Origin of the sequence: Thermogutta terrifontis (assembly GCF_002277955.1) — a bacterium.
Lineage (GTDB): Bacteria > Planctomycetota > Planctomycetia > Pirellulales > Thermoguttaceae > Thermogutta > Thermogutta terrifontis.
In genome coordinates this window covers 1957961-1982171 of record NZ_CP018477.1, presented here as the reverse complement: position 1 = coordinate 1982171, position 24211 = coordinate 1957961, and the positions used below count along the sequence as shown (strand labels likewise).

General features: G+C 57.3%; 16 protein-coding genes. 10 read left to right on the top strand and 6 right to left on the bottom strand.

Features of this window, described 5'->3' with window-relative positions:
- Window positions 1-104 precede the first annotated feature (104 nt).
- Complete coding sequence (locus THTE_RS07425) at window positions 105-1580, bottom strand: tetratricopeptide repeat protein (protein WP_168175808.1); 1476 nt, start codon at window positions 1578-1580, stop codon at window positions 105-107.
- 266 nt (window positions 1581-1846) lie between these two features.
- Here THTE_RS07425 and THTE_RS07420 point away from each other — a divergent pair, with 266 nt between their 5' ends.
- The gene (locus tag THTE_RS07420; RefSeq protein WP_095414829.1) at window positions 1847-2050 is read left to right on the top strand and encodes a DUF6485 family protein; all 204 of its coding nucleotides are present in this window, start codon (window positions 1847-1849) and stop codon (window positions 2048-2050) included.
- Between the two features lie 439 nt (window positions 2051-2489).
- Window positions 2490-2639, top strand: coding sequence for a hypothetical protein (locus THTE_RS17930; RefSeq protein ID WP_157731896.1), 150 nt, complete (start codon window positions 2490-2492; stop codon window positions 2637-2639).
- Between the two features lie 92 nt (window positions 2640-2731).
- On the opposite strand, the gene THTE_RS07415 is transcribed toward THTE_RS17930, so the two are convergent.
- The gene (locus THTE_RS07415) at window positions 2732-3757 is read right to left on the bottom strand and encodes an HDOD domain-containing protein (protein WP_095414828.1); all 1026 of its coding nucleotides are present in this window, start codon (window positions 3755-3757) and stop codon (window positions 2732-2734) included.
- 670 nt (window positions 3758-4427) lie between these two features.
- Between THTE_RS07415 and THTE_RS07410 the strand changes: the two genes are divergently transcribed.
- The 3 genes from THTE_RS07410 (at window position 4428) to hpnH (ending at window position 9595) form a co-directional block, all read left to right on the top strand.
- Window positions 4428-5735, top strand: coding sequence for a Gfo/Idh/MocA family protein (locus tag THTE_RS07410; RefSeq protein WP_095414827.1), 1308 nt, complete (start codon window positions 4428-4430; stop codon window positions 5733-5735).
- Window positions 5736-6223: 488 nt separating this feature from the next.
- Window positions 6224-8428: a terpene cyclase/mutase family protein gene (locus THTE_RS07405; protein WP_095414826.1), complete on the top strand. Its 2205-nt coding sequence runs from the start codon at window positions 6224-6226 to the stop codon at window positions 8426-8428.
- Window positions 8429-8455: 27 nt separating this feature from the next.
- Window positions 8456-9595 (top strand): adenosyl-hopene transferase HpnH, encoded by a 1140-nt coding sequence (gene hpnH, locus THTE_RS07400; protein ID WP_095414825.1) that lies wholly within the window; start codon window positions 8456-8458, stop codon window positions 9593-9595.
- 70 nt (window positions 9596-9665) lie between these two features.
- Here hpnH and THTE_RS07395 read toward each other — a convergent pair whose 3' ends face one another.
- Entirely contained in the window at window positions 9666-10637 is a 972-nt protein-coding gene (locus tag THTE_RS07395; protein WP_095414824.1) for a hypothetical protein, read from the bottom strand.
- A gap of 305 nt (window positions 10638-10942) precedes the next feature.
- Here THTE_RS07395 and THTE_RS07390 point away from each other — a divergent pair, with 305 nt between their 5' ends.
- Window positions 10943-11401 carry a TIR domain-containing protein gene (locus THTE_RS07390; protein WP_095414823.1) on the top strand — a complete coding sequence of 153 codons (459 nt, stop codon included), beginning with the start codon at window positions 10943-10945 and terminating at the stop codon, window positions 11399-11401.
- Window positions 11402-11966: 565 nt separating this feature from the next.
- Window positions 11967-12551, top strand: a complete 585-nt coding sequence (locus tag THTE_RS07385) for a thioredoxin family protein (RefSeq protein ID WP_095414822.1) — start codon at window positions 11967-11969, stop codon at window positions 12549-12551.
- Window positions 12552-12700: 149 nt separating this feature from the next.
- Here the strand turns inward: THTE_RS07385 and THTE_RS07380 are convergent, their stop codons facing one another.
- Window positions 12701-14401 carry a carbohydrate binding domain-containing protein gene (locus THTE_RS07380; protein WP_095414821.1) on the bottom strand — a complete coding sequence of 567 codons (1701 nt, stop codon included), beginning with the start codon at window positions 14399-14401 and terminating at the stop codon, window positions 12701-12703.
- A gap of 226 nt (window positions 14402-14627) precedes the next feature.
- Between THTE_RS07380 and THTE_RS07375 the strand changes: the two genes are divergently transcribed.
- On the top strand, window positions 14628-18554 hold the full coding sequence (locus tag THTE_RS07375; protein WP_157731892.1) for a glycoside hydrolase family protein: 3927 nt from the start codon (window positions 14628-14630) through the stop codon (window positions 18552-18554).
- 216 nt (window positions 18555-18770) lie between these two features.
- On the opposite strand, the gene THTE_RS07370 is transcribed toward THTE_RS07375, so the two are convergent.
- A complete protein-coding gene (locus THTE_RS07370) occupies window positions 18771-20036 on the bottom strand; it encodes a Gfo/Idh/MocA family protein (RefSeq protein WP_095414819.1) in 1266 nt (421 codons plus the stop codon).
- A gap of 421 nt (window positions 20037-20457) precedes the next feature.
- On the opposite strand from THTE_RS07370, the gene THTE_RS07365 reads away from it, so the two are divergent.
- On the top strand, window positions 20458-21144 hold the full coding sequence (locus tag THTE_RS07365; protein WP_095414818.1) for a zinc metallopeptidase: 687 nt from the start codon (window positions 20458-20460) through the stop codon (window positions 21142-21144).
- 472 nt (window positions 21145-21616) lie between these two features.
- Here the strand turns inward: THTE_RS07365 and THTE_RS07360 are convergent, their stop codons facing one another.
- The gene (locus THTE_RS07360) at window positions 21617-22804 is read right to left on the bottom strand and encodes a Gfo/Idh/MocA family protein (RefSeq protein WP_207651805.1); all 1188 of its coding nucleotides are present in this window, start codon (window positions 22802-22804) and stop codon (window positions 21617-21619) included.
- Between the two features lie 397 nt (window positions 22805-23201).
- Between THTE_RS07360 and THTE_RS07355 the strand changes: the two genes are divergently transcribed.
- Window positions 23202-23909, top strand: coding sequence for a PTS sugar transporter subunit IIA (locus tag THTE_RS07355; RefSeq protein WP_095414816.1), 708 nt, complete (start codon window positions 23202-23204; stop codon window positions 23907-23909).
- Window positions 23910-24211: the final 302 nt, after the last annotated feature.

Sequence of the window (24211 nt, the reverse complement as noted above, 5' to 3'; positions counted from 1 at the left end):
TCGAGTCCTCCGCAAGGACAAAAAACCAAAAGACGACACCGACAATAGCGATCCCATTAAACCAACGGAGCCTACAGATATCGATTGAGGCAAAGGATAGACAGTTAAATTCCATGTTGCAGAAACCGAGCTAGTTTTCGGGCGAGGTCGTGAGAAGGATTGATCGCCAGGGCTTTTTCGACATTTCGTCTGGCCTGCTCCCAGTCCCCGAGTTCGGCAGACGCGACGGCCAGCACCACGAAGTAATCCGGCTGGGGAGATAGTTGCACAGCGGTTTCGGCGAGCCGTCGGGCTTCCTCGAGGTTTTCTTTTTTTTGTAAATACGCTTGAGCCAGTCCAGCATATGCCGCATCCATCTTGGGGTCCAGGGCAAGTGCCTGTTTGAACGAGTCGATGGCCTTCTCGAAGTTTTGTATTTGTAAGTAGAATACCCCTTCCGCCACGCGATGCGAGGGATTGCGAGGTTCCAGTCCAACGAGCTCCTCCACGATTGCGAGGCCTGCGGCGGGCCGGCGCTGCTGCTGATAGAGAACCACCAGGGCTTGGCGGCACACCACATCCTTCGGCGAAAGAGCGGCTCCCATCAACCAACATTCCTCGGCTCGCTCGGGAAGCCCGTGATTCGAAAAAATGACCCCCGCCTGCTGAAAAATACCGGCCACGGTCCGGCGTACGAATTCATCGCTCTCCACCCGCAAGATAGCGGCATTCGCTTGCTGATCGCGCTCCTTCAGTTTTTGAAAAATCTCGCGATGCCGCTGAGCCCCGGCCTGGTCCCCAAGCCTTGCCAGACTGACAGCCAGCGCATAGTGGGCCTGAGTGAACTCTGGTCGCAGTCGCACGGCCTCTTCCAGGACCTCTCGAGCACGGTCGTGCTGCTGCTTCCGCTGGTAAGCCTGGGCAGCTAAAAAGAGACCTTCAGGCGACTCCGTCCCGAGAGCGCGCCCTGCCAGGACGGTGGTGATGACCTCATCCAGACGCCCCTGTTCCAGAAGGATGCTGGCCAACAAATTCCGCAGCGAGACGGCACGGGGATGGAAGGCCAGCCCCTGCCGTGCCATTTTCTCTGCCTGCGCGTGATCTCCCCGCCGCACGAGGATCTGGACAATCTCCTCGTAAGCCGGCAAAAAGTCTTTTTTCAGCTCCAAACAGTGATGCCATATTTTCAATGCCTCCTCCGTATCGCCAGAAAGACGATACACCTGAGCGTGAACATGTTGCGCATACACATCGTTTGGAAATTTCTGCGCAAGCTCGTCCGCGACGTGATGTCCCTGCTCCTTCATCCAGTCGCCCGTCAAGGGCGAAGGGAGTTTAGGCCATTTGATCGGGACGGTCCCCTGCGACTCACCGGATTGGTCGGATGGCGCTGGTTCCCACACAGCCGCGGTGGCGCTCGGAGTTTGTTTTTCCGGCCGGGCTGACGCCACTGGCACGGAATAGGTGGAATGGCGCGAATCAGAAGATTCGTCCTGCCCGCAACCGGAACAGAACACCAGGCCAAGTACTGGGGCGATCGCGAAGAAAACAAACGATCTCCGAAAACCGCCGGTTTCGAACTTGATATTCTCTGTGCGCATAAAGCACCCCGAGTCATACGCTTGGGGGTCGTCCCGGCTCGACGTGTCTCTCGGGGTCATTTTACTCCCGGGCAAGCTCCGCGGAGAACGGCCCGGCCTCATCGGCTGGTCAAAATTTTCGCAAAAAAGATAATGGATTGCATCGTGATGTTCACGCGCCGCTTCCCGGTATGGGACGCGTTTCGCTGGTGAACCGGACATGGGTGTCCTCACCGATAGAGGTAAGTGGTAAATATCGATTGTTCTCAAATTCCGGGAGGAGCGTCATGGAATGCCGGAAAGATCGGAATCTCTCGTTTTGCACGTGTACCTACGATCCCTGTCCGCGGAAAGGACTTTGTTGCGAGTGTCTCCAATACCACCTGAAGAAACGCCAGCTTCCCGGCTGCTGCTTCCCGCCTGCGGCGGAAGCGACCTACGACCGATCGTTTGAACACTTTGCAAGGTTAATTCAGGAGAAAAAAGTCTGATTTTTTGACGGCCGGGGCGACTTATCATTTGGAAGCTCTGCACAGTTCGTTTGACGAATCGCCCAGATCGGTATCGTGTGTGCGGTGTTCGGAGCACCATGCACTGCGTTTGTAGGGGCAATTCATGAATTGCCCCTACCCAACGCTTTGCCTTTCAGTTTTTACGCTCCCCAGTTGGTTCGGATTGCTTGTCGCAACGGAGGGTGTCCCCAGTCCCAGACGCCACCGGGATCGGACAGGCCGGCGGAGCAATATTCTCCCCTTGCATCCCTCATATGATGGGGATCATCTCCATCTGTCATGGCAATTTCTGAATGCTATAGTTCCAAGGGGAGAAGTCACCTTTCCGCGCTCGGCCAGGCCAACGGCTCAGGTACCGAGCAGACGCCCAAATGTGTGCCGCTCTTTTGTTATAGTTGTGATCCCAGGAGAGCCCGGAATGACGAGAAAATTCAGAGCTTCGTTCGCAGGAGCACTCGATCGAAGGGGGCGAGCTGGCCTACTGGCGATTCACTACGCCATGGTCTTTTTCCTTGCGACCGCCGTGGTACTCAGTTTAATCGTCTCGCTCGCACCTTACCTGGGCTGATCTCGCTCCTGCTTCGTAGCAAGCCGTTGTCGATAACTGGCACGCCTGCGTCATCGGGGACCGGCCCATCGGGGTGGGCACCGGACGCAACTTCACATTGTGTAACGCTGTTCGAGAACAGCGGTAATTGAGTCATATTCTAACGCCGTTTCCAGGGCGGCCTTTTTGAAGATTTCAAAGGCCTCCTTTTTCAGTGCCGAGACATCAATCCGACCTTTCAATTTGACCGAGAAAAACTCGGCACTATCCATGATCTCTTGTTTGCACTCGTTGGCGAGACCGATGAAGCCATCCAGATCCATCCCGAAGTGTCTTTCCAGCCATTGCCGGGCCGTCGGTAGAAGAGCCGAGCGGGCTACCCACAGTACATCACTCAGCATGGTTCCCGCGTGAACCGCCTGCAGCAGGGGGGTATCGCATCGATTTGGTTGGTGGTGGCAAGCCGCCGCCAGAGGCAAAGGACTGGGTAGCCCCCAGCGCTCGAGCAGGCACGCCCCCAGGGTCGCGTGATCGAATCCGTAGTGCTCTTCCTCTGCCGCCAGAAGATCTTTGCCATGGCGGTGTTTCAGGTACAAGCCGGGATATTTTCTCGTGTCAACCTGAGAGAACACCAGAACGCCGATTTCCGCAAGAAGCCCTGCACAGTACGCGTCTTCAGGATTGACGGCCCTTTCTCGCCGGATGAGTTTTCCGGCCACGACGGCCGTCGTTAGCGCCCGTCTCCAAAAATCGTCGAATACTTCCCTGGGCGTTCCCTGCGTCAGCCTGTTGACCAGCCCAAAACTTAACACGGCCAACCGGAGCGATCGGGCACCAAGCAGGGTGATCGCCTGCCGAAGATTGGTGACATTGCGGGGCAACCCGAACGCGGACGAGTTGACCAGCTTTAGGATGGACGCGCACAAACCGGGATCCGATTCTAGAATGGACTCCACTTCGTGAACATCGTATTCGGGATCTTTCAGAATTTGAACCACTCGCCACGCGACCCCCGGTGAAGAGTGAGGGATCTCCAGTCGTTCCACAAGCTGCTCCGGACTGGCCGATTGCGCTGCGAAACCTCGGGATTGTTGTGTGCTATCACCCGTACTACCCGCGAAGATCTGCGATTCCCGCATATGGCCACACCTTTAATAGCGGTATTGACGTGGCGGAAACGCTGTCACGCGAATTGAGGCAAAACGTCCCTCGCTAAAAGTATAGCTCACGGACCCACCCGGCAGTGGCACATGATCGCCGCAAAAGGCATCATGCTGAACCGTAAAACCCGTCGGCGGTCCTTTCACGCGCCGACGAGACCTGACTCATTCCCACGGTTTCTTCACCGACGGAAAACTTACCTCCCCGGGGCTTCGCATGGGAACGAGATTCAACCCGGCGAGACCTGATAATCAGGTCCGCTTTCGGCGGGACGTGCCTGTCACGTCCGCTTTCCACGCTTGGAGAATCCACACCAGCGGGGCTTCAACTCTTCGGTCCAGTCGGTTAGACGGTAGGGGCAATTCATGATCGCCCGTACAGCACAGTGTGCCCGTGACATCTCATAGGCTATCGCAAACGCGGGAATGGGTCAGCGACGAGGCAGGTTGCAGTGTACCCAGAATTCAGGTCTCTTGTTTTCCTTGTGAGCAGGAATTATCGTGATGAAAGTTTCCATCGCGATGTTCATGCCCGCCCTGAAAACGAATCGTCCCAGGGGCTGGCTGTGTCAGGACGCAGTTGCTGTAAACGCTGTGCAGTTTGGTAGCATCCCGCCGTTAGGCCCCCGAATGAATGGAGGAAACCGCCATGAGTCGGAGGAATGCATCACTCTCTCGTCGCGACATGTTAAAAGCGTCGGCAGCCGCTATGGCTCTGCCTACCATCATTGCCCGTTCCGCGCTGGGTTCAGCGGAGCAACCAGCGCCCAGCGAACGCTTGACCCTCGGTTTCATCGGAATGGGAAAACAGAATCAGTATCATCTCGATGCGTTCCTTCGCATGAAGGACGTGCACGTTCTGGCCGTCTGCGAGGTGGACACCACGCGAAGAAATTTCTCCGTGGAAAAGGTCAACAAAGCCTATGAAAACACGGACTGCGCAGGTTACAACGATTATCGTGAGTTGATTGCTCGCAAGGATATTGACGCCGTGGTCATCGCCACGCCGGACCACTGGCACACGCATCCCATTGTGGATGCCTGCAAGGCCAAGAAACATATTTACTGCGAAAAACCGTTGACGTTGACAATTGCGGAGGCGAAACTCTGCATTGATGCTGTCAACAAGTATGGTGTTGTTTTTCAGACGGGCAGCCAGCAGCGTTCCAGCCGAGAGTTCCGAATTGCCTGCGAGGCCGTCCGAAACGGTCGGATCGGAAAGATCAAGCAGGTCTACGCGGCAGTGGGAGGGCCGAGCCGCTTTTGTGACCTGCCGGAAGAACCCATGGAGCCCGGTCTCGATTGGAACATGTGGTTGGGTCAAGCCCCCATGCGGCCGTACAACTCTGTTCTCAGCCCTCGCGGGGTTCATAACCACTTTCCGAACTGGCGGGCCTATCGCGAATACTCAGGCGGTGGCATGACCGACTGGGGTGCCCATCATTTCGATATTGCCCAATGGGGTCTGGGCATGGACGATTCGGGACCGGTGGAAGTGATTCCTCCCGATGACCCCGAAAAAGGCCAGGGGGTTCGATGGATTTACGCAAATGGCGTCGAGCTCATTCATGGCGGATACGAAGGTCGCGGGGGAGTCAATTTCGTTGGGACCGATGGAGTGGTGTACGTCGATCGTGGAAAGCTCCAAAGTTGGCCCGATGAAGTTGTCAAGGAACCACTCAAAGATAGTGAAAAAGTTCGACTGTATGAGTCCCCGGGTCACCACCGCGACTGGCTGAATGCCATCCGCGAAAATCGTCAACCCATTTGCCCGGTGGAGGTAGGGGCCCGCTCTGTAACGGTTTGCCACTTGGGTAATCTCGCTTACTGGACGGGCAAGCGTCTCAAATGGGATCCACAAAATTGGAAATTTGTAGAACCCGCCGAGGCCAATGAGTGGCTGGACGGGATTCGAAAAGAGCCTCGCCGGGATCCCTGGCAGTTACCCACGATCTGAGTTGGAACTGGCGAGATCAAGAGACTCCATGAGGCTGCGCCCCCTGATTTCAGCAGGGGGCGTGTTTTTTCGGGATCGATTCGGCGACAGTTCGTGTGTTCTTGGGGCAAGTCATGAACGGCCCCTACCGTTTAACCAGCAACCGAACCCAGCAGTTGGCCTCGGGTCGGTGAGCTGGATAATTCAAACGTTGTAATGGGACCTCACAAGCAGCTTTCTCGAAGGAGTCCTTAGGAGGGGCACGCTTGTGGTGCCCGGCGAAACGCAATGCATGCCCTAACGTTGAAAAGCGGACCTGACAGTCCGCTCCCCTGGGGCCGCGCTCTCGCGCGTATCCCTGGGGACGTTTGCCTCCCCATCGGTAAAGCAAAAGTGGGGATGAATCGGACGGATTCCGGGTTGCAGAACGCCCGCCTTCCCTTTAAGCTAGTTGAGCGAGGAGGTTTAACTGCTTTTTCGAATCTTGAGGATGTGAGGAGAATGCGCGCATGGATGAGCCCTGGCAGGGAGGCGACAGTCTCAGGCCGAGAGGTGAGAATCGCCTCCGCTTGGCCTACACCACCCGACCTCGCTCCACGCTTGAATCTCAACTCCGGCGGAGCGTCTCTCGAGGACGATGGTGCCTGCTCAATCGCCAGTATCCTGATGGCCATTGGCGGGCGGAACTGGAAGGTGACAGCATCCTTCAAAGCGAGACTATTCTCATTCTGGCGTTTTTCCACCGCGAATCGAGCGAACTGGTTTCGCTTCTGGCCTCACGGCTCCTGGAAACACAGACGGCGGAGGGCGGGTGGTCTCTTTATCCTGGCGGTCCCCTGGATATAAGTGCCACCGTAAAGGCCTATTTCGCCCTCAAAATCGCGGGATTCGACCTCCATGAGGAGCCCATCCGCCGGGCACGGGATGCCATTCTGGCGCGAGGCGGTGCTCAGTCGGTCAACAGTTTTACCCGGTTTTATCTGGCTTTTCTGGGGCAAATTCCGTACTCGGCGTGCCCCGCTGTTCCGCCGGAGCTTGTGCTCCTGCCTCGGTGGTTTCCGATCAATCTTTATTCTCTAAGCGCTTGGTCGCGCACAATGGTGGTGCCGCTGTCCATCATTTGGGCATTGAAGCCCGTCCGCACCCTTCCGCCCGAAAAGGGAATTCGGGAACTATTTCTCACTCGTCCGGAGAACTGGCCGCTGACCAGGGGATCGCGGTCCGCACGGCTGGAGTGGTTCTGGAGCCGATTTTTTTCCGCCGTGGATCGCCTCTATAAGCTTTGTGATCGTCATCGTTTGGTACCTTTGCGTCAAAAGGCCCTCCGTGCCGCTGAAGCCTGGATTCTTCAACATCTTGAGGGAAGCCATGGTTTGGGTGCCATTTATCCTGCCATGGTTTGGAGCCTCATTGCTCTCAAGGCTCTCGGCTATGACGAGGAAAGTCCCCTGATGAGGACCGGATGGCGGCACGTGGAAGAGCTTATCATCTCCGACGAGAACAATCATACAGCCCGGGTTCAACCCTGTCTGTCCCCCGTGTGGGACACGACACTGGCCGTCCGCTGCCTGAGAGAATCGGGTTTGGGGATTGACCATCCAGCTCTGCGGCGAGGCGTCCACTGGCTTCTGGGCCGACAGATTCTCAAACCCGGCGACTGGGCCCTTCACACCCAGGCTCAGCCCGGGGGATGGTGCTTCCAATACGCCAACGATCATTATCCGGACTGTGATGACACCGCTGCTGTCCTGCTCGCATTGGCAGCTCTATTCCAGACTGAATCGCCTGCTGACGGCTTGTTCCCTCCCCAATGGGAGCTGGTCAACCCGCCAGACAAATGTGAGGGTCGGCTCAATCATCCAGGCGATGATCGTCTATCCCATGGGCGTCTGGAGAGGTTGTCCGGCGAGGAAGCTCTCGCCGACGCAACCAGAGCGATCGATCGCGGGCTCAAGTGGTTGCTGGCCATGCAGAACGATGACGGTGGCTGGGCCGCCTTCGATCGAAATAATTGCTGTCAACTTCTGACCCAAGTTCCCTTTGCCGATCACAATGCCATGATCGACCCGAGCACTCCGGATGTGACGGGGCGGGTCCTGGAGGCTCTCGGTAATCTCGGTTACCGCGTGGGTCATCCGGCGGTCGATCGCGCTGTGCGTTATCTCAGGGCAGTTCAGGAGCCAGATGGAAGCTGGCTGGGAAGGTGGGGAGTCAGCTATATTTACGGTACATGGCTGGCCCTTGCAGGGTTGGACGCCGTAGGAATTCCCGAACATGATCCCAGTGTACTCGCCGGCGCGACGTGGCTCATCGGCCACCAACTCCCCGACGGCGGCTGGGGGGAAACGCCCGAAACGTACGACAATCCTGCCAAGCGCGGAGCCGGCCCAAGCACTCCTTCTCAAACCGCCTGGGCAATCCTTGGGCTGTTAGCCGCCGGCAAGTCGCGACACCCTGCCGTCCTGCGAGGTGTGCGCTACCTGCTCGATCGCCAACAGAGCGACGGCACATGGGCGGAAGAGGCCTTCACCGGAACGGGCTTCCCGCGCGTCTTTTACCTGCGCTACCATCATTACCCTCTCTATTTTCCGCTCATGGCCCTGGCGCGGTTTGCCACCGTAAATGCACCTTATCTTGAAGAACTCGACCTTCCCGAGCTGCGTGTGCTCGTTCCCAAACAGGACCACCTATCCTCAGAGTCGCGAAGTGCGTAAAAGCCCTCAAGAAAGGACCTCTATCTCGTGCGATTTCCCTGGTCACTTGTAAAAACAATGAGCCTACATCTGCTCCGCTCGCGAATGTGCGGGCGAACACGACCGCCCCTCGTGCTGATGCTTGAACCTCTTTTTGCCTGTAATCTGGCGTGCGAAGGTTGTGGCCGCATCCGCGAGTACGCGGCGATGGCTCATCGCCAAATGCCTCTGGAGGAATGCCTGCACGCGGCACGGGAATGTGATGCACCCGTGGTCAGCGTGTGCGGAGGAGAACCGCTTCTGTATCGGGACCTTGATCGTTTAGTGTCGGGTTTGCTGTTGCAAAAACGATTCATCTATCTGTGTACTAACGGGTTGCTTATTCCGCGCTGGCTGGACCGGCTTCCACGCACGAAAAGGCTCGTCTGGAATGTCCATCTCGACGGCATGGAAACGACTCACGACGCCATCACCGGTCGACCTGGCACTTTTCGTGAAGTGACCCGGGCTATCCGTCTGGCCAAAGAGGCGGGAATGCGGGTAACCACCAACACCACCATTTACGCCTCCATGGACATGCATGAAGTTATCGTACTGATGGAGTATTTGACGGAATTGGGCGTGGACGGCATGTTGCTTTCCCCGGCTTATTCCTACGAATGCCTCCAGCCGGCTACAACATCCCTCCCAGCGGCGGCAGGAGCCGTCCCTTTCACCCCTGAAGGCTGCGCCGCTAAAGAAAATGATTGTGCCACACCGTTAGCCCCCGTGGAACAGAGGACCAAGGATACCGCGATTGCTCGGGAACAGTCACTTTTTTTGACGCGCTCCCAGGTAGCCGAGAAATTCCAATCGATCAAAACTGAACTTCGGCGGTTTCGGTTGATCAATTCCCCCCTGTATCTCGACTTTCTCATGGGCTTGCGAGATTTGCCGTGTGCTGCGTGGGCTTCACCGACACGGAATGTGTGTGGCTGGAAGTCGCCCTGTTACCTCATTACTGATGGACATTTCGCCACGTTTCGAGAATGGCAGGAAAAGACCCCGTGGCAGAGGCTGGGCCCGGGTCGTGATCCCCGCTGCGAGAATTGCCTTGTCCATTATGGATTTGAAACCGGGGCCGTCTTCGCTGCCCAAAAATCCCTTCGCGATAGCCTGAGCCTGGCCATCTGGCAGTTCGGCCGATAAAAGAACGTTCAGGGATCGCCGTGGCAAGCAAGAATCGATAAAAGCCAGCGCTTGGTGGTGCCCGGCGCAGTTATCGACCCGTGGAAGGATACAAGGGGACGCTGGGAAACCATTCCGAAGGAGACACAGCCTGGGGACTGGGCAACGCTTGATCGACAGGTGGCAGCCGTTGTGGTTTCTCTGAGGGAAACCACGGGCTTTTGACGATAGTCACAAGTGGCAAGCCCGCTCCCACAACGGGCGATTGTTCCATCTTGCGGGCCACACTCGGTTGGGTATCTAGCGTTTGAAACTCCTCTTTCGCAGACCTCGGCGAGCCCTCGTTCGACCTCGAGCGAAATCCTGCGATCGGCACCAGCGGAGGCATGTCGCCACCGGCATCGGCTGTGGCCATCGGTTCCTGGCCTGTTTGCGGCTTTGGCACCTCGGGCGACGCTACTTCTGAATCACCCGCAGTCGTACTGGATTCCCCCGCTGATGGTTGCGTCCCTACTACGGGGTCTGCTGGTACCGGCTCCGCCGCGGCCGGGCTGGCGTTCTTTTTCGCGTGAGACATCTCCGTCACTGATGGTGGAACCGTTATCGCCATCCGCGGGGGAACCGCCGTTGTGATTTGCGGGGAACGTACTGCCTCGCCGTTGGGTCCGGTGTGGGATGAACAACCGTTACTTGCCGGTTCTCCACCGGAATCATCGTGACTTTCTGCCACGCTAGGTGTGATTTCCAAACTAGTCCACCCCGTCGGAGAAATGGGTGCATCCCCGTTATCCGATCCGGTGATCGTTTCCCGGCTCGTCATGGTTGAGGGCGTGCGGAGGGAGGCCGCCGGGGCCGTGTCCGAACCGGTGTTCGTGGTCTCGGTCTGATAGCCCAATGGGTCAGAAGTGGGTCCGCGTGACGCAATTCCCTCTTTGACTGAGCGCTTTTGCGCCTGTACCATTTGCCATATGCGGTCGTTAACGTTTTGATAGCGATAAATAGCCAGCCCAATCAATGAGCAAAGGGTGACAAGCGGAGCGATTTGGAGCCAGAATTTCGGCATCACCTTTTTCGACTCCCACTTAAGAAGGGGGTGTATTCAAGGCGGGATTTCGCGAGGCACGGGGGGCTATTCAACCATACCCGCTAGTTAGCCCCTGCGATGCCTGTTTATTCCTGTTTTTGGCTCACACAGGCGTGAAGACAAACGGTTGATGACGTCTGGGAAAAGTTTGTGGCACTTACCGGCCTAGGCGAAAACCGAGAACCACGAGATGATCAGCCATGGCTCACGATCACACACCAACCGAGCAATCGCCCTGCAAAGTAACGGTCGGGAGGAAACAGCCATCAGCACCAGCGACTTCCATGCGGTGGAAAGTTTTCCTGGCAGGCGTGATGCAGGGATCCATGATCGAGAAGGGACTGGTGCCGCAGGATTATCGGGCAGAGCTCAAACACCTCCTGCGGCAACACCTTCCCGAGGCCGACGTTTACGATCCCCTTGCCGATCACAGAAATTCTCTGGAATATGACCGGCGCACCGGTCGCGAAGTCTTTTTCTTTCACAATGAAATGTGTCGAACCGTGGACCTTCTCATCGCTTATCTGCCTCAGGCTTCAATGGGGACGGCCATCGAGATGTGGGAAGCCTATCGCCATGGAGCGGTGGTGGTCACTATAAGTCCCATGCGGCACAACTGGGTCGTCAAGTTTCTCAGCCACCGAATCTATTCAGGCCTGGATGCGTTCAGGGTGGCCCTGGAGACGGGCGAGATTCGTCGGCTTTTGCAGGAGAGGATTGGAAAAAGCTCACTGCAAAGATGAGAACTCTTGTCCAGGCCACCCCACCAGCCGTCTCCCAATTTGGCTAGAACTGATGGGTGATTCACCTGACTCATCTTCGCTTTTGCAGAGAACGCACCACATCCCACGAACACAATGTGTTGGTAGGGACAATTCATGAATTGCCTCTACCGCTCGACCGACAACGGAACCGCAGAGTTGGAGCCCGGCTGGTGTGGATTGTCCGAACGCTAGAACGCGACCTGACACGCGGCTTTCGAGGAAGAATCTTTTGGAGGGGCACGCTTGTTATGCCCGCTGAATAAAAATGGACTATCCAACATTGAAAAGCCAACCTGACAAGCAGGTCCCTCCGGGTTGACTCTGGCTGCCGCGCCAAGGGGTGTGAACGTCCGCGGCCCCATAAGCAAGGAGAAAGTGCGGATGTGTTTGGCGATTCACTCACCATTTCGCCTAGCCTGTGGACTGGACTTCTTTTCTGGCACCGTACAATATCCAAAGGCAGTTCAAATGATGACGATGAGTCAGTCGATGGGGGAACCTTTCCCCGCGCTTATTTGAAAACGAAAAGGAGGAGGATAATTCGATGGTTCGCACAGGCAGTACCATGATGCTCCCGCTTGGGGCCAAGGCGCCGGATTTCGCTCTGCCAGACACCGAGGGTCGCATCGTCCGCCTTTCCGATTTTGACGGCGCCCCGGCGCTGCTGGTCATCTTCATGTGCAATCACTGTCCGTACGTCAAACATATTGCCGATCACCTGGCACAATTCACTAAGGAATTTCAGGCTAAGGGGGTCGCGATCGTCGGAATCAACTCCAACGATGCAGCAAGTTACCCGGATGATTCTCCGGAAAAGATGCGGGAAGAGGTCAAACTTCGCGGCTACACATTCCCCTACTTATACGACGAGACCCAGGAAGTTGCCAAGGCGTACCGGGCGGCCTGCACTCCTGACTTTTTCCTCTTCGACAAAGAGCGTCGATTGGTGTACCGAGGGCAGTACGACGACAGCCGTCCGGGAAACGGAATCCCTGTGACGGGAAAAGACCTGCGAGCAGCCATCGAAGCCGTTCTCGCCGGCCGACCAGTCCCGCCCGATCAAAAGCCCAGCCTCGGCTGCAATATCAAATGGAAACCCGGCAACGAGCCGGAGTATTTCTCCGCGTAATGTGGTCCTGTGACCCAGGCCGCCCGGGCCATACCTGCCTTACCGGCTCCCGCTAGCCGCTGGCACACGGTGAACCCCGGCCAGTGACAGGTGGAGGCCTGTTCAGGGCACATGATGGCATCGGAGCCACGTCAGGCTGAGCTCCGCGCTCAGCGTCCCCACAGGATTTTCGCAAATTCCTCCAAAAGATCGTATTTCCTGGTCCATGGTGTATACATGAACCCCCGGACGCCCGGGACACCTTCCACCACCTTCGCCCATCCTTTCACATCGTCGAGGTTGGGGGCGTCATAATAGCAGGCAATGAGGATGGGGAATCCCTGCTCGGCAAAGAACTGCACGCTCTTGGGACGCGGGGCTCCACCCCACACCGCAATGACAAGGTCTTTAGGAACATGTTTCCAGCTTCCCGTAAAATCGCCCTCCACAAGGTAATAATCCCCGTGGGCGTTGTGATTGGGGTCGAGCATATCTGACCAGATATAGACCTGCACATCGGGCATATATTTCCGCAGAATCTGGACCTGCCGCGTGATACACTCGCCCAGTAGTTCGCCCATATCACGACCTCGGCAGGCTTCACACGTACCGCCCATGCGGACCTCATCCATGCTGAGGATCACTTTTTTAGGATTGACGTATTTCGCGAGAAGAGCTGCCTCGTGGTCGAAAATCTCGTACAGCTCGGGCTCGGCCATGCAGACTGTGACCTGCGAATCATGGATTTTCTGGGAGTGATACCAGCTCACTCTAAGTCGCTGCCCATCTCTGATCCGGCTTCCCGGCATCAGCCGCAGCGGAGGAGCAGGGCGGTCCACCCGAAAGGGGCTGTAATTCGGGTCTTCCAATCGCTGATAATCGCGACCTTCTTCGTAGACGATCGAGCCGTCTTCGCTCTTGACCGTCACGGGGGTTCCCGGGCGGCGCAGGACGTTGATCGGCCCCATCTCTTCGATGGTCCAGTCATCAATCCAGAACCGCCCACTGCGACCACCCCACACCCCGGCATACACCCGGACCACATCAAATTTGTGACTGTTGAAGATGAGCACGAGCTTCGTCCAGTCGGTGGTGGGAGACAGATTGAATTCAATGGGGGCCAGTGTCCGATTGTCTGCCAGCACCTGGACCATGAACGCGCTGGTGGGCTGCAATTCCTCTGTTTTGACCCACAACGTCATTTTGTAGCAGCGATAGGGGTGGACCCGAACTTCCTGCATGACTCGGCCGTGGCCGTGAGGATTTGCCCGAAAATTCTCCATTCGCAGCGACGCCCGGCCAGTGTGCCTCACGGCAGTATCGACAAAGCTCACTTCTCCAGGCTGGTCGTGAAAGCGCCAACCGGTGAAGCGATTTCCCGAGAATTCTTCAAACCCTCCATTTTGAATCTCGACTGGCGGATCGGGGATGAGCCGCGCCTCGTTGCCGCGGACTTCGAACAGGGCATCCTTGACCGGCAGGCCTTCTGCCAAGTACTTATTGTGGGCCAAAATACCGCCCCCATAGCCCACCGAGAAAATGGAAGGGACTATGTCGAGATGATTCCGAGCGCAGGCCGCCTTGACTTCTTCGAGCCGTCTGAAGAAGGTCTCATCCCGTTTGCAGAGACTGTCCAGTCCAAAAGAAACCGCCGCACCGGTGTACCCACTTTTGCCTGCTCGATCGAGCAGTTTAATCACTTCGGCCACATCACTATCTCGTCCCAAACCGTAGCCGAACACCCACACCCAGCGGTCGGGGTAGCGGGCATCCTCTGCAGCCACGAATTTCTGTTTAACAGAGACGATGCTGACGCTCCCCAACATCACTAGGAACGACAAAACCACATGGCGCCGTAACACAGACCGCATGGCAGATTCCTCCTCGCAAAGCTACACCCTCTCGCTTTTCGCCAAAGGGCAGAACATAATGGGGCTCGACCGACGAGAATTGTCGTTCCTTCGCACGCAGCACACAAGTGCCCCCGTGCGTTTGTACGTCGCCTTTCAGCACCCTAAGTTCCCTTTCCTCCCTATGATTTCCCGCAAAGGGCAGGCCGGGACGACGATCAAACTGTACTCGTTGAGGGAGATGACCATGCTTCACACCCTCTATTTCAGGTACTTGACGCTTTTGGGAATTCTGCTTGGAATACAGTCCTACTCTTTCCTTTGCGAGGCAGAGGAGGTTGTAGGAAAGCGTCCGTACGAAATGGACTGGGCCGGCCGCACGGAGGATACGCGGCCGCCTCTCATCGACTTTGAAAACCTTGACGGATGGACCGTGGAAACCAGAAATGCGGTAGCCGAGTTCATCCGCTCCCGCGAGCAACAGATTTGGGGAAAGTATGTGGGCAAGCTCACCTATCGAGGAACTGGCCCGAATCCCGCAATCATTGTCAGGCCGCCGCAGCCTGTGCCGTTTGCCGGGCCGGTGGACTGCGTCAACGTGTGGATCTACGGCAATAACTGGGCATGGGTTCCAGACCCAAGCACACCTCAGGTGCAAATCACCATCCTCCTGAAGTCCCCCGACGGCCGGTCTATTCGAGCCGATATGGGACGTGTCAACTGGCGGGAATGGTTTCTCGTCCACACTCGCCTTCGTCCGGAAGATGCCAAGGCCCTGGAGCAGGGCGGGCTCGTCGAAGGTATCGAGATCAGCGGGGGTACAAACGCGGAGGACCGTGTTCTGTATTTCGACAACCTGACGCCCTACCTGGAAGCGTTGCCGCCCCTAGCTTTTGCGCCGCGACCCAGGCGTCCCCTTACTCTCCCAGAAGGCCAAACAACCGGCACAAACACCGGCCCTGGCGTTCTTCCGTTCCCCACGCGGGAAGAAACTATCCTTCCCGATCAGCTCACGCAGCCATATCGGACCGAAGTTGTCCACACGGGCGATGCGTTTGAATTCCGTTACGAAGGAACCGACTGCCAGTTCGCCTATCGCTACCAGCCGCGGGAAGGACACTGGGGTGATGTCGCCGTGGTTTGGTCAAATGGGCTGACGTTCCGGCCGATGGTGAACGGAGGGATTCGACTTCGCCTCCCTGACGGACGGCTTGTAGAGCCGAAATACACGCTCCTTGACTGCCGCAAAGAGGACCAGCGCGTGGTTTCCCGTTGGCGGGCAGAGGCCGACGGTCTCAGCACCGAGGTGACCTACACGTTTCGACTGTGGCAGAAAAGCCTCGTCATCGATGTCGCGTGTCGCGGCGGTGTGGTGGGTGAAGTGCAATTTGGATACGCAGAGGGAATTCCTTCCCCACGATTGATCACGCTGCCGTATCTGACCTGCGACGCCCACCGACCGGCCGTCGTTGTGGCGGGGGATGATCACATGCCACTGTTCATGATGGGGCTTGTGGATTACTACCGTTCCAACGCGTCGGCCCTTTTCGCGATCAATGATCCTTCCCCTCAGCATCTCGTGTATAACGGTGGTGCCCGCTATCTGCCCAAAACAGACGGCCAACTCAATGACTGCTTTGAACGCATCTTCCTGACAGTCTCACCCCAGTTTGAAGAGGTATTGCCGAATATTCCTAATCCAAAATCCCCCTGGATGCACGTGGCCGGAGAGCGAGTTTGGCGGGCTCACGGGGCGTCGAATCGCCAGCGTGATTATGAGCTGTGGAAGCGCGTCGCCCGCTACGGTATGACGAACATCGTCGTCACCGACCACGAGACAGGTTGGCGAGATGGTGGCGAAAGTTTCACGCTGCGTACCCGTGCGGCACCGGGGAAGGGGGGTGATGAAGGGCAGCGCTGGTATGCCCAAAAAATGCAGGAACTGGGATTTCGCTACGGCATCTACAACAACTATACGGACTACGCGCCAGTCAATGAGTTCTGGAATGAGGACTGCGTCACACGGTTATCGGACGGTAACTGGCGCCGGGCGTGGCCACGCTGTTACAACCTCAAACCAGCCCGAGCGGTGGAATTCGAGGCTAAACTGGCCCCCATCATTCAGGAGAAATTCCATCTGAGCACCGCGTACTGCGACGTCCACACGGCCGTCCGCCCGTGGGATTACTGCGACTTTGATGCCCGTGTACCAGGAGCAGGGACCTTCGCCGCCACATTCTATGCCTATGGCGAGATCATGCTTCACCAGAAGGCCACCTGGAATGGGCCGGTGTACAGCGAAGGGAACAACCACTGGTACTACTGCGGTCTGACGGATGGCAATTACGGTCAGGACCAACTCGCCCGGCTCGATATCAATCCCTGGCTGGTCGATTTTGACCTGCGGAAACTCCACCCCCTGTGCTGCAATTTCGGGATGGGAAATTTGGGGATGTTTTATCCGCAGGGCCACCCCCACCTGAGCGACGAGCAGGCACTGGATCGGTTTCTGGCAGCGACACTCGCCTTTGGTCACACGGGCTTTCTTGTCATGGAAGGCGGAATGGGCAACGCCATCCGAAGCTACTACTCAGTACAACAAATTCACGCCCGATATGCCCAGGCCACAGTGGCGGATATCCGTTACTGGAATGCTGAAGGGCACCTGGAACCGACCAGCCGAGCGCTCCTCACAGGAGCGTACCGCCGGTCACAGGTGTACGTGAAGTACTCCAACGGCCTTGAGCTGTGGGTGAACGGCCACTCCCACGATTCATGGCATATTCCGGAAATGGACCTGACTTTACCGCCGAACGGTTGGTGTGCACGGGGAGAGTTTCCCGACGGTCAGCTGCTCGCGTATTCGGCCCTCATAGAGAATCACCGTTGCGACTACGTAGAATCCCCAGCTTACATCTATGCCAACGGGCGGGGAAAAATCACACGTTTTCCGCGTGTGCTGTGTGATGGCCAATTGGTCCTGCTGCCAAAATCGGACGGAAGTTTTGAGCTAATTCCCCTCGATTGCAGCGTCATGGCTGTCAAGTTGAATGGCCAGTCAGCCAAGGCAACCGGCCTTGATGAAGAGAGCAGGGAGGGCCAACCGGTTGAGGTCAGGTTTGCTCGGGGATTTGTCCACGTGGTTCCCCAGAACCCATCTTTCAGCTACCGACTCATACCTGAACCGCCGCCTTCCACCAGCCTGAACTGCGATCGGGAAACGGTCGTACCCGGCGAGACCGTTAAGATCGAAGGGAAACCTTCTGGGTCCTGGATTGTTCCCCTCGACGCCAAACCAGGAAGTCTCGTGTGGCACTCGCATAATGGACACTGGTTGGATTTTCGCGTGGTTCCCCTGGCGGATGTTGATCTCCAGGTAAACGCCGCTGAGCAAAAATGGTCGCTGTCACTGCGTGCCAATTTGCCGGACGAAAAACCTTTCCTGGTTAAAGTTGGGGAAGCCACTCAACAGGTTAAACTCGCTCCGCGGAGTTGGACGGTGGTCTCTCTACCCTTCCGACCACCGGAAAAGAAGGGCGTCATCGATGTGCCGGTGGAACTCAGTGCAAACGGTTTCACTCTTCGCCAAATGTGGCGGCTCGCTGTGGACCGCCGACTCGTGGAAGTTGTGCCGTTTCCTGAAATTGAATCCACCATGCAATGCGTGCGCGGTCACAACGAGGCCCCTGTGGACTCGGCCACAGGGGCGATCGTGGACAAAAGGAAAACTTCCTGCGGGGGCGTGGAGAAGGCATCTCTGTTCATGCATCCGCCCTATCGCGGAGGTGTGGGCTACGTGGCGGCCGTCCTCGAGCCAGTTCATCTTCCGCCGAATGTGCCTGCCTGTTTGCGATGTGCCGTAGGCAAAGGCGACGGAAGCGACCCCGGAGACGGCATCCTGTACCAGGTTTATGTGGTGGACGATGGCGGCCAGCACACGCTCCTTGGAGAAATCATCCAGCGCGACCACGCTTGGCATCCCTGGGAGCTCGATCTAAGTCCCTGGGCAGGGAAGACCATCAAGCTCAAACTCGTGGCAGACGTCGGACCGGCGGGCAACTCCGTCGGCGATTGGGGATGTTGGGCGGAGTTGCGCATTGAGAGCCGCGCGCCTCAGTGGGCCTACACGGTGTCTACAGCGCCTCAATCTTCCCAGAACTCCGGCGAGCGTTGACAACGCTCACTGAGCTCACACATGAGCTTGGTTTTTTCGCTTCCCGCACAGCTCGGGCGGACGCCTGACCTTTGTTGGTGGCGGCTCGGACACAGCGCGGCAGCGGCCGGGCGTTGTACACCCGATCTCACCGCTTACCGCCTGAATCGTGCACGGAACGGTGGTTGGGAAAGTTGGTGGAAGCCATCCCCGCCGCTTTCCCAATGGACCAGTCGGTCAGACCTCCAGCTTCCACGGCGGCCTCATTGGCCGGGATAGCATCTTGGCGGCCTCCGGATCGCCGACGATTTCTTCTTTCTTGGGATCCCACGTGATTTTCCGGCCAGTGCGGATGGCAATATCGCACATATGGCTGATGATGTCCGATCGCACAGCCTCATCGATCGGGGCAATGGCCTTTCCACCGGATTTGATGGCTTCGATGAAATTCTGGTCGTGTCGCGGACTGCGGGTCAGGTGCACGTCATTGGGACCCAACTCCAGCTTAAGGAGCGACTTCGGTTCGGCATCAATCCCTGCGCGGCGCACGTCCACCCAGCCTTCTGTGCCGATGAATTTCGTTGAATCGCTGCCCGGCTTGAAGGTCATCACCACCCCATTTCCCATCTGGACGGTCACATCCCAGTGGATCACGGTATCGTAGAGTCCCTCTTTCGGAATCTCACCAGTTCCCTCGAAGGTCATCGGGCCTGCCAGATCTGCGTCACATCCCCAGATCATGATATCCAGCGGATGGGCCCCCCAACCGGCCAGGAATCCGATGGAAAAATCATAAATCCAGTAAGTCCCCGGTGGATTGCAACGGCTCACCGTGTACGGCTTCATGGGGGCTGGACCGATCCACATTTCGTAATCCAGCTCAGGCGGCACAGGAGCCGGTTCAGTGGACCCACCTGCTCCACCATCAGGGGCAATCACCTCGATCCTTTTCAGTTCGCCGATTTTCCCGCTGCGAACCAGTTCGCAGCCAAATCGGCCGTGGGCCATGCTCCGCTGCTGGGTTCCATACTGGAACACACGGCCGGTTTCGCGGAAAACCTTGCGGCACAGCAGGTCCTGCTCCACTGTCAGTCCGAGCGGTTTCTCGACGTAAGCGTGTTTGCCGGCCTTGGCCGCCATGATTGCGATGGGCACGTGCCAGTGATCAGGAGTGGCAATGACCACCGCATCGATATCCTCGCGGGCCAACAGTTCGCGAAAGTCTCCGTAGGCCTTTCCTTCAATCATTTCCGCCATCGCCTCGCGACGGTCGCGATAGGCGTCGGCAACCGCTACGGGTTGCGCGCCAGGACAGGTCATGAAACCTCGAAGCAAATCCCGTCCACGTCCTCCCACTCCGATGTGTCCGACCGTCACCCGTTCACTGGCCGGTGTGGCTCCTTCAAGCCCCAAGGCCGTCGCCTTGACGCATGAGGGAATGGCCAGCGACGTGGCCACAAGGGATTGCAACGCGCGTCTGCGTGAGATACGAGGCTGCTGCATAACATAGTCCTCCCGAAATGCGTCTGAAGGAATACCCAACACGAGTCACGGCAGTTGATTCTTTGATCCCGAATTGAGCGTCCGGGCATTCAGTCCGGATTGGGGGGAAGCCAGAGCCAGGGATTGACGCCGCCAAGCTTTTCTGCACAGGGCGACACCTTCGTGGCCCGGTTGGAGGACGGCTCCTTTCGAGTGTGCCCAGATTGTCTTCCACTTCGCCGCTACCATGTTAGACCGGCAAGCCTGATTCTGCAACAGGAATCCGATCTACACAATCTGAAAACCCAACGTAAAATTGGGTTGAAGCCTGTCATCACGACGGGCATCTTCCGACATTCAAGGGGTTTGCCCGGTGAACACATCGGGGATGGTGTCAACACTGGAATGGATAAATTTTTGAGGAGGTGAACGCGTCGTGCCGATGTTTTTCTTCGATCCGTTTTACCTGATCTTCATTAGTCCGGCGATCATTTTGGCTCTGTGGGCCCAGTTCCGGGTGCGCAGCACCTATGCGCAGGCAAGGCAAATCCCGGCGCGACTGAGTGGGGCAGAGGCAGCTCGGTTAATTCTCAACTCTGCCGGGCTCACGGATGTGGACGTGGATATGGTCCCCGGTGAATTAACTGACCATTATTCCCCAAGCGAGCGCGTCATCCGCCTCAGCCCTGACGTCTATCGGGGCCGAAGCCTCGCCTCGGTGGGAATTGCGGCTCATGAAGTGGGTCATGCCCTTCAGCATGCCCACGGGTATGCGCCCCTCATGATTACCCAAATCGCCTATCCGGCTGCCAATTTCGGAAGCAGCCTGGGTCTTCTCGCCCTTCTCATCGGTTTAGGGATGGGTCTCACCTGGCTCGCCTGGGTGGGTGTTTATCTGTTCTCGGCGGTGGTCATCTTTCAAGTCATCAATCTGCCCGTCGAGTTCAACGCAAGCCGCCGGGCCAAGCAGCTCCTGGTGGAACGCGGCATCGTCTCCCCTGAGGAACTTACTTATGTGAATCGAGTTCTCAATGCAGCGGCCTGGACTTACGTGGCGGCCACGCTCCAGGCGATCCTCACTCTGCTCTATTACCTGTTGTTGGTTTCCGCCCGAGATCGTGACCGGTAAACACTCCTGACTCATCCTCATTCTTTCTGACGGGGACGTGGACCTCGGCATGGCTTCGGGCGGGGCGGGATTCAGCCCGGAAGGACCTGCATGTTAGGTCCGTTCTTGGAGCTTGCACAGGCCATTTCACTGGCCGGGCTCCGAGTCTCCGGTTCAGTTGCCGTCTAAACGGTAGGGGCAATTCATGAATTGCCCCCTGCAACGCGCATTGCGCCCGCGAGGTGTCGTAGTTTTTGCAAAAGCGCGGATGGACAGGTAATCACTCGGCGATCACCAAACGGAAGCCGGCATTGAGGAAAACGGAGATCATCCCCACAGGCAAATGCCGTGATGAGAGAGAAAAGGGGCGCTCTGGACTAGCCGCTCCTCGGTCCATAGCGCCCCGAGTGACCTCCTGTCGGAAAGTTTCACCAATCTCCAGTTGACCAACGTCCCGTCACCATTTACTCGACGCGACGGGCTCGAGGTCAGTTCAGTACACCTCTTCGAGCTTCACCGGGCGCCGCTCCCGGGCAGAAATCAAAGCGGCCTCCAAGACCCGCTGCGTTTGATAAGCGTCCTCGAAGTCCGGAATCGGCACCACAGGCTCCTGACCGGCAATCACTCGCAGGATATCATACGCCTGGTTCACAAAGCCGTGTTCGTAACCGATGATGTGGGCGTCCGGCCACCAGTTGGCGATATACGGGTGATCCGGAGCATGTGTGACCATGATGTTCGTCCAACCCTGGACCGCGCGAGGCAGCGTGGCATCATAGAACAGCAGTTCATTCATCCGCTCGAAATCAAACTTGAGCGCACCTTTTGTGCCATTGATTTCGAACATGTTGCGGTTCTGATTGCCGGTGGCCTGACGTGCCGCCTCGAAGCTGGCGACGGCACCATTGGAGAATCGTGCCAGGAAGAGCACCGTGTCATCCACAGTGACGTCGCCCCACTCCTCCTTGCCGGCACCACCCGAAACGATTGCACCAGTCGAGCCTGCACTTGGCAGTCTCCGCTTCTTGATAAACGTTTCTGCGATTGCGCCGGCAATTTCAGTGATTTCCAAGCCGGTGACGAAACGTGTCATGTCCACAATGTGAGCGTTCAGGTCCCCGTGGGCGCCGGAGCCCGCGAGATTCTTATCGAATCGCCAAACGAGGGGTACGTTTTCGTCAGCCCAATCCTGGAGATACGCAGCACGAACGTGCCGAATTTCACCGAGCTTTCCCTGCTTGACCAACAGATGGGCGAGTGCCACGGCAGGGCATCGGCGATAGTTGAACCACACAAACGTCTTCACATTCGCTTTCTTCGCCGCCTCCACCATTTCGCGGGCATCGGCAAGCGTCCCTGCAATCGGCTTTTCACAGGCCACGTGTTTGCCCGCAGCGATGGCGGCCTTGGCCACCGGCGCGTGCATGTAGTTGGGCGTCACAATGTCCACGAGACCGATTTCGGGGTTCTTCACGACTGATTCCCAATCGGTGGAAACATTTTTCCAGCCCCAATTCGCCGCGAAACCCGCCGGGTCGGGGTCCACCCCTGGTTGACCAAAAGACGTATGCATAATCGGCTTGATGGGCGGCTTGAAAAACTTGGCCACCTGACCCCACGCATTCGAGTGGGACCGCCCCATAAACCCCTGACCGATCAACGCGACATTGATGGTGTCCATAAGCTGTTCCTCCATATGCCGACAATCACCGTGTTGCACGATACGATTAGTCCTTTGGTTCGCCGTTATAACTTATTCTGTCAACTTTGCAAGAGGCCCGAAGACCAGTTCCGCCAAGCAACAACCCATCACTTCGGCAGAATCAGCCTGGTTTGCCAACTTTACCCGGTTGGTATCGGGCGCCCAAACAATTCGTTCGACGAAAAGCCTGGCGCTGCTGCCCTGGATAGACCACCACCCCATCGTAGCGGACAATCAAGGTTATCGGCATCGGGTCTCGTGAGTTGGCGTATTGCGCGGAGTTTTCCAAGATTGTGTTTTCAGCGTTGCGCAGCCTGAAGAACCAAGCCCAGGTGAGAGAGTCCAGGACTGGGGATAAACACAGGGGATAGGCCAGATGTCGGACACAGAAGATTTTGATCTGTCTTCCCTTGCCGCGTACCTGCACCTCACACCTCAGCAAGTGCAGCGGCTGGCTGAACGAGGCAAAATTCCCGGGCGGAAAGTCGCCGGTCACTGGCGATTTTCGCGCGCTGAAATCCACCACTGGCTGGAGCGCCGCATTGGGCTGGCCACAGAGGATGACGATCTGGCGGAAATGGAGCAGCAACTCCGTGGCAGAGCGAGCCCCGGAAGCGAAATCTCCATTGCCGAGATGTTACCACCGGAAGCGATTGAAGTCCCGTTGGCGGCAAAGACGCGGATCGCAGTCATTCAAAGGATGGCGGAAGTGGCCGCCCGAACAGGATGGCTCTGGGATCCTGAGGCGATGGCCGAGGCGGTTCTCGCTCGGGAAGAAATGCACCCCACAGCGTTGGAAAACGGTGTCGCCCTGTTGCACCCGCGACGTCCCCTTAGCCGGATTCTCGGCCAGCCGTTCCTCGCATTCGGGAGGACAGCGAGCGGTATCCCGTTCGGAAGTGAGTCTGGAGCCCTGACAGATTGTTTCTTTTTGATATGCTCTGTGGACGACCGCGGCCACCTGCGGACGCTTGCCCGACTTAGCCGGATTCTTGCGCAGCCAGGTTTTCTCCCCCAACTGAGGGAACTGGACGACCCTGAGGCGATCCGGCGTCTCATCGCGGAAACGGAGTCGGGGCTTTAAGAATCGCGCGAACCATTGACTCGGGAAAGGCTGTCCTATTGGACCAGGCGTGAGAGTGTTATCGCATCTGGTGCAGCCGCGTCCTGCCGTCGGGGCATTATTTTCTGGCCGAGTAATCATTGAAAAGGGCCCGGCGACGCCGTATCTTTGATCAATGCAGGGAGATAAGACAAAGCGGTATTCGACACTGAATTGGTGAAGATTATTGCAATTTGTGCTGAACTCGCCCTTACGCCTGCGGAGCGGGCGAGGCGGCCTATCTGATTTGGGGAAAAACCACGACCAGAGCTGAAAAAAAGGAG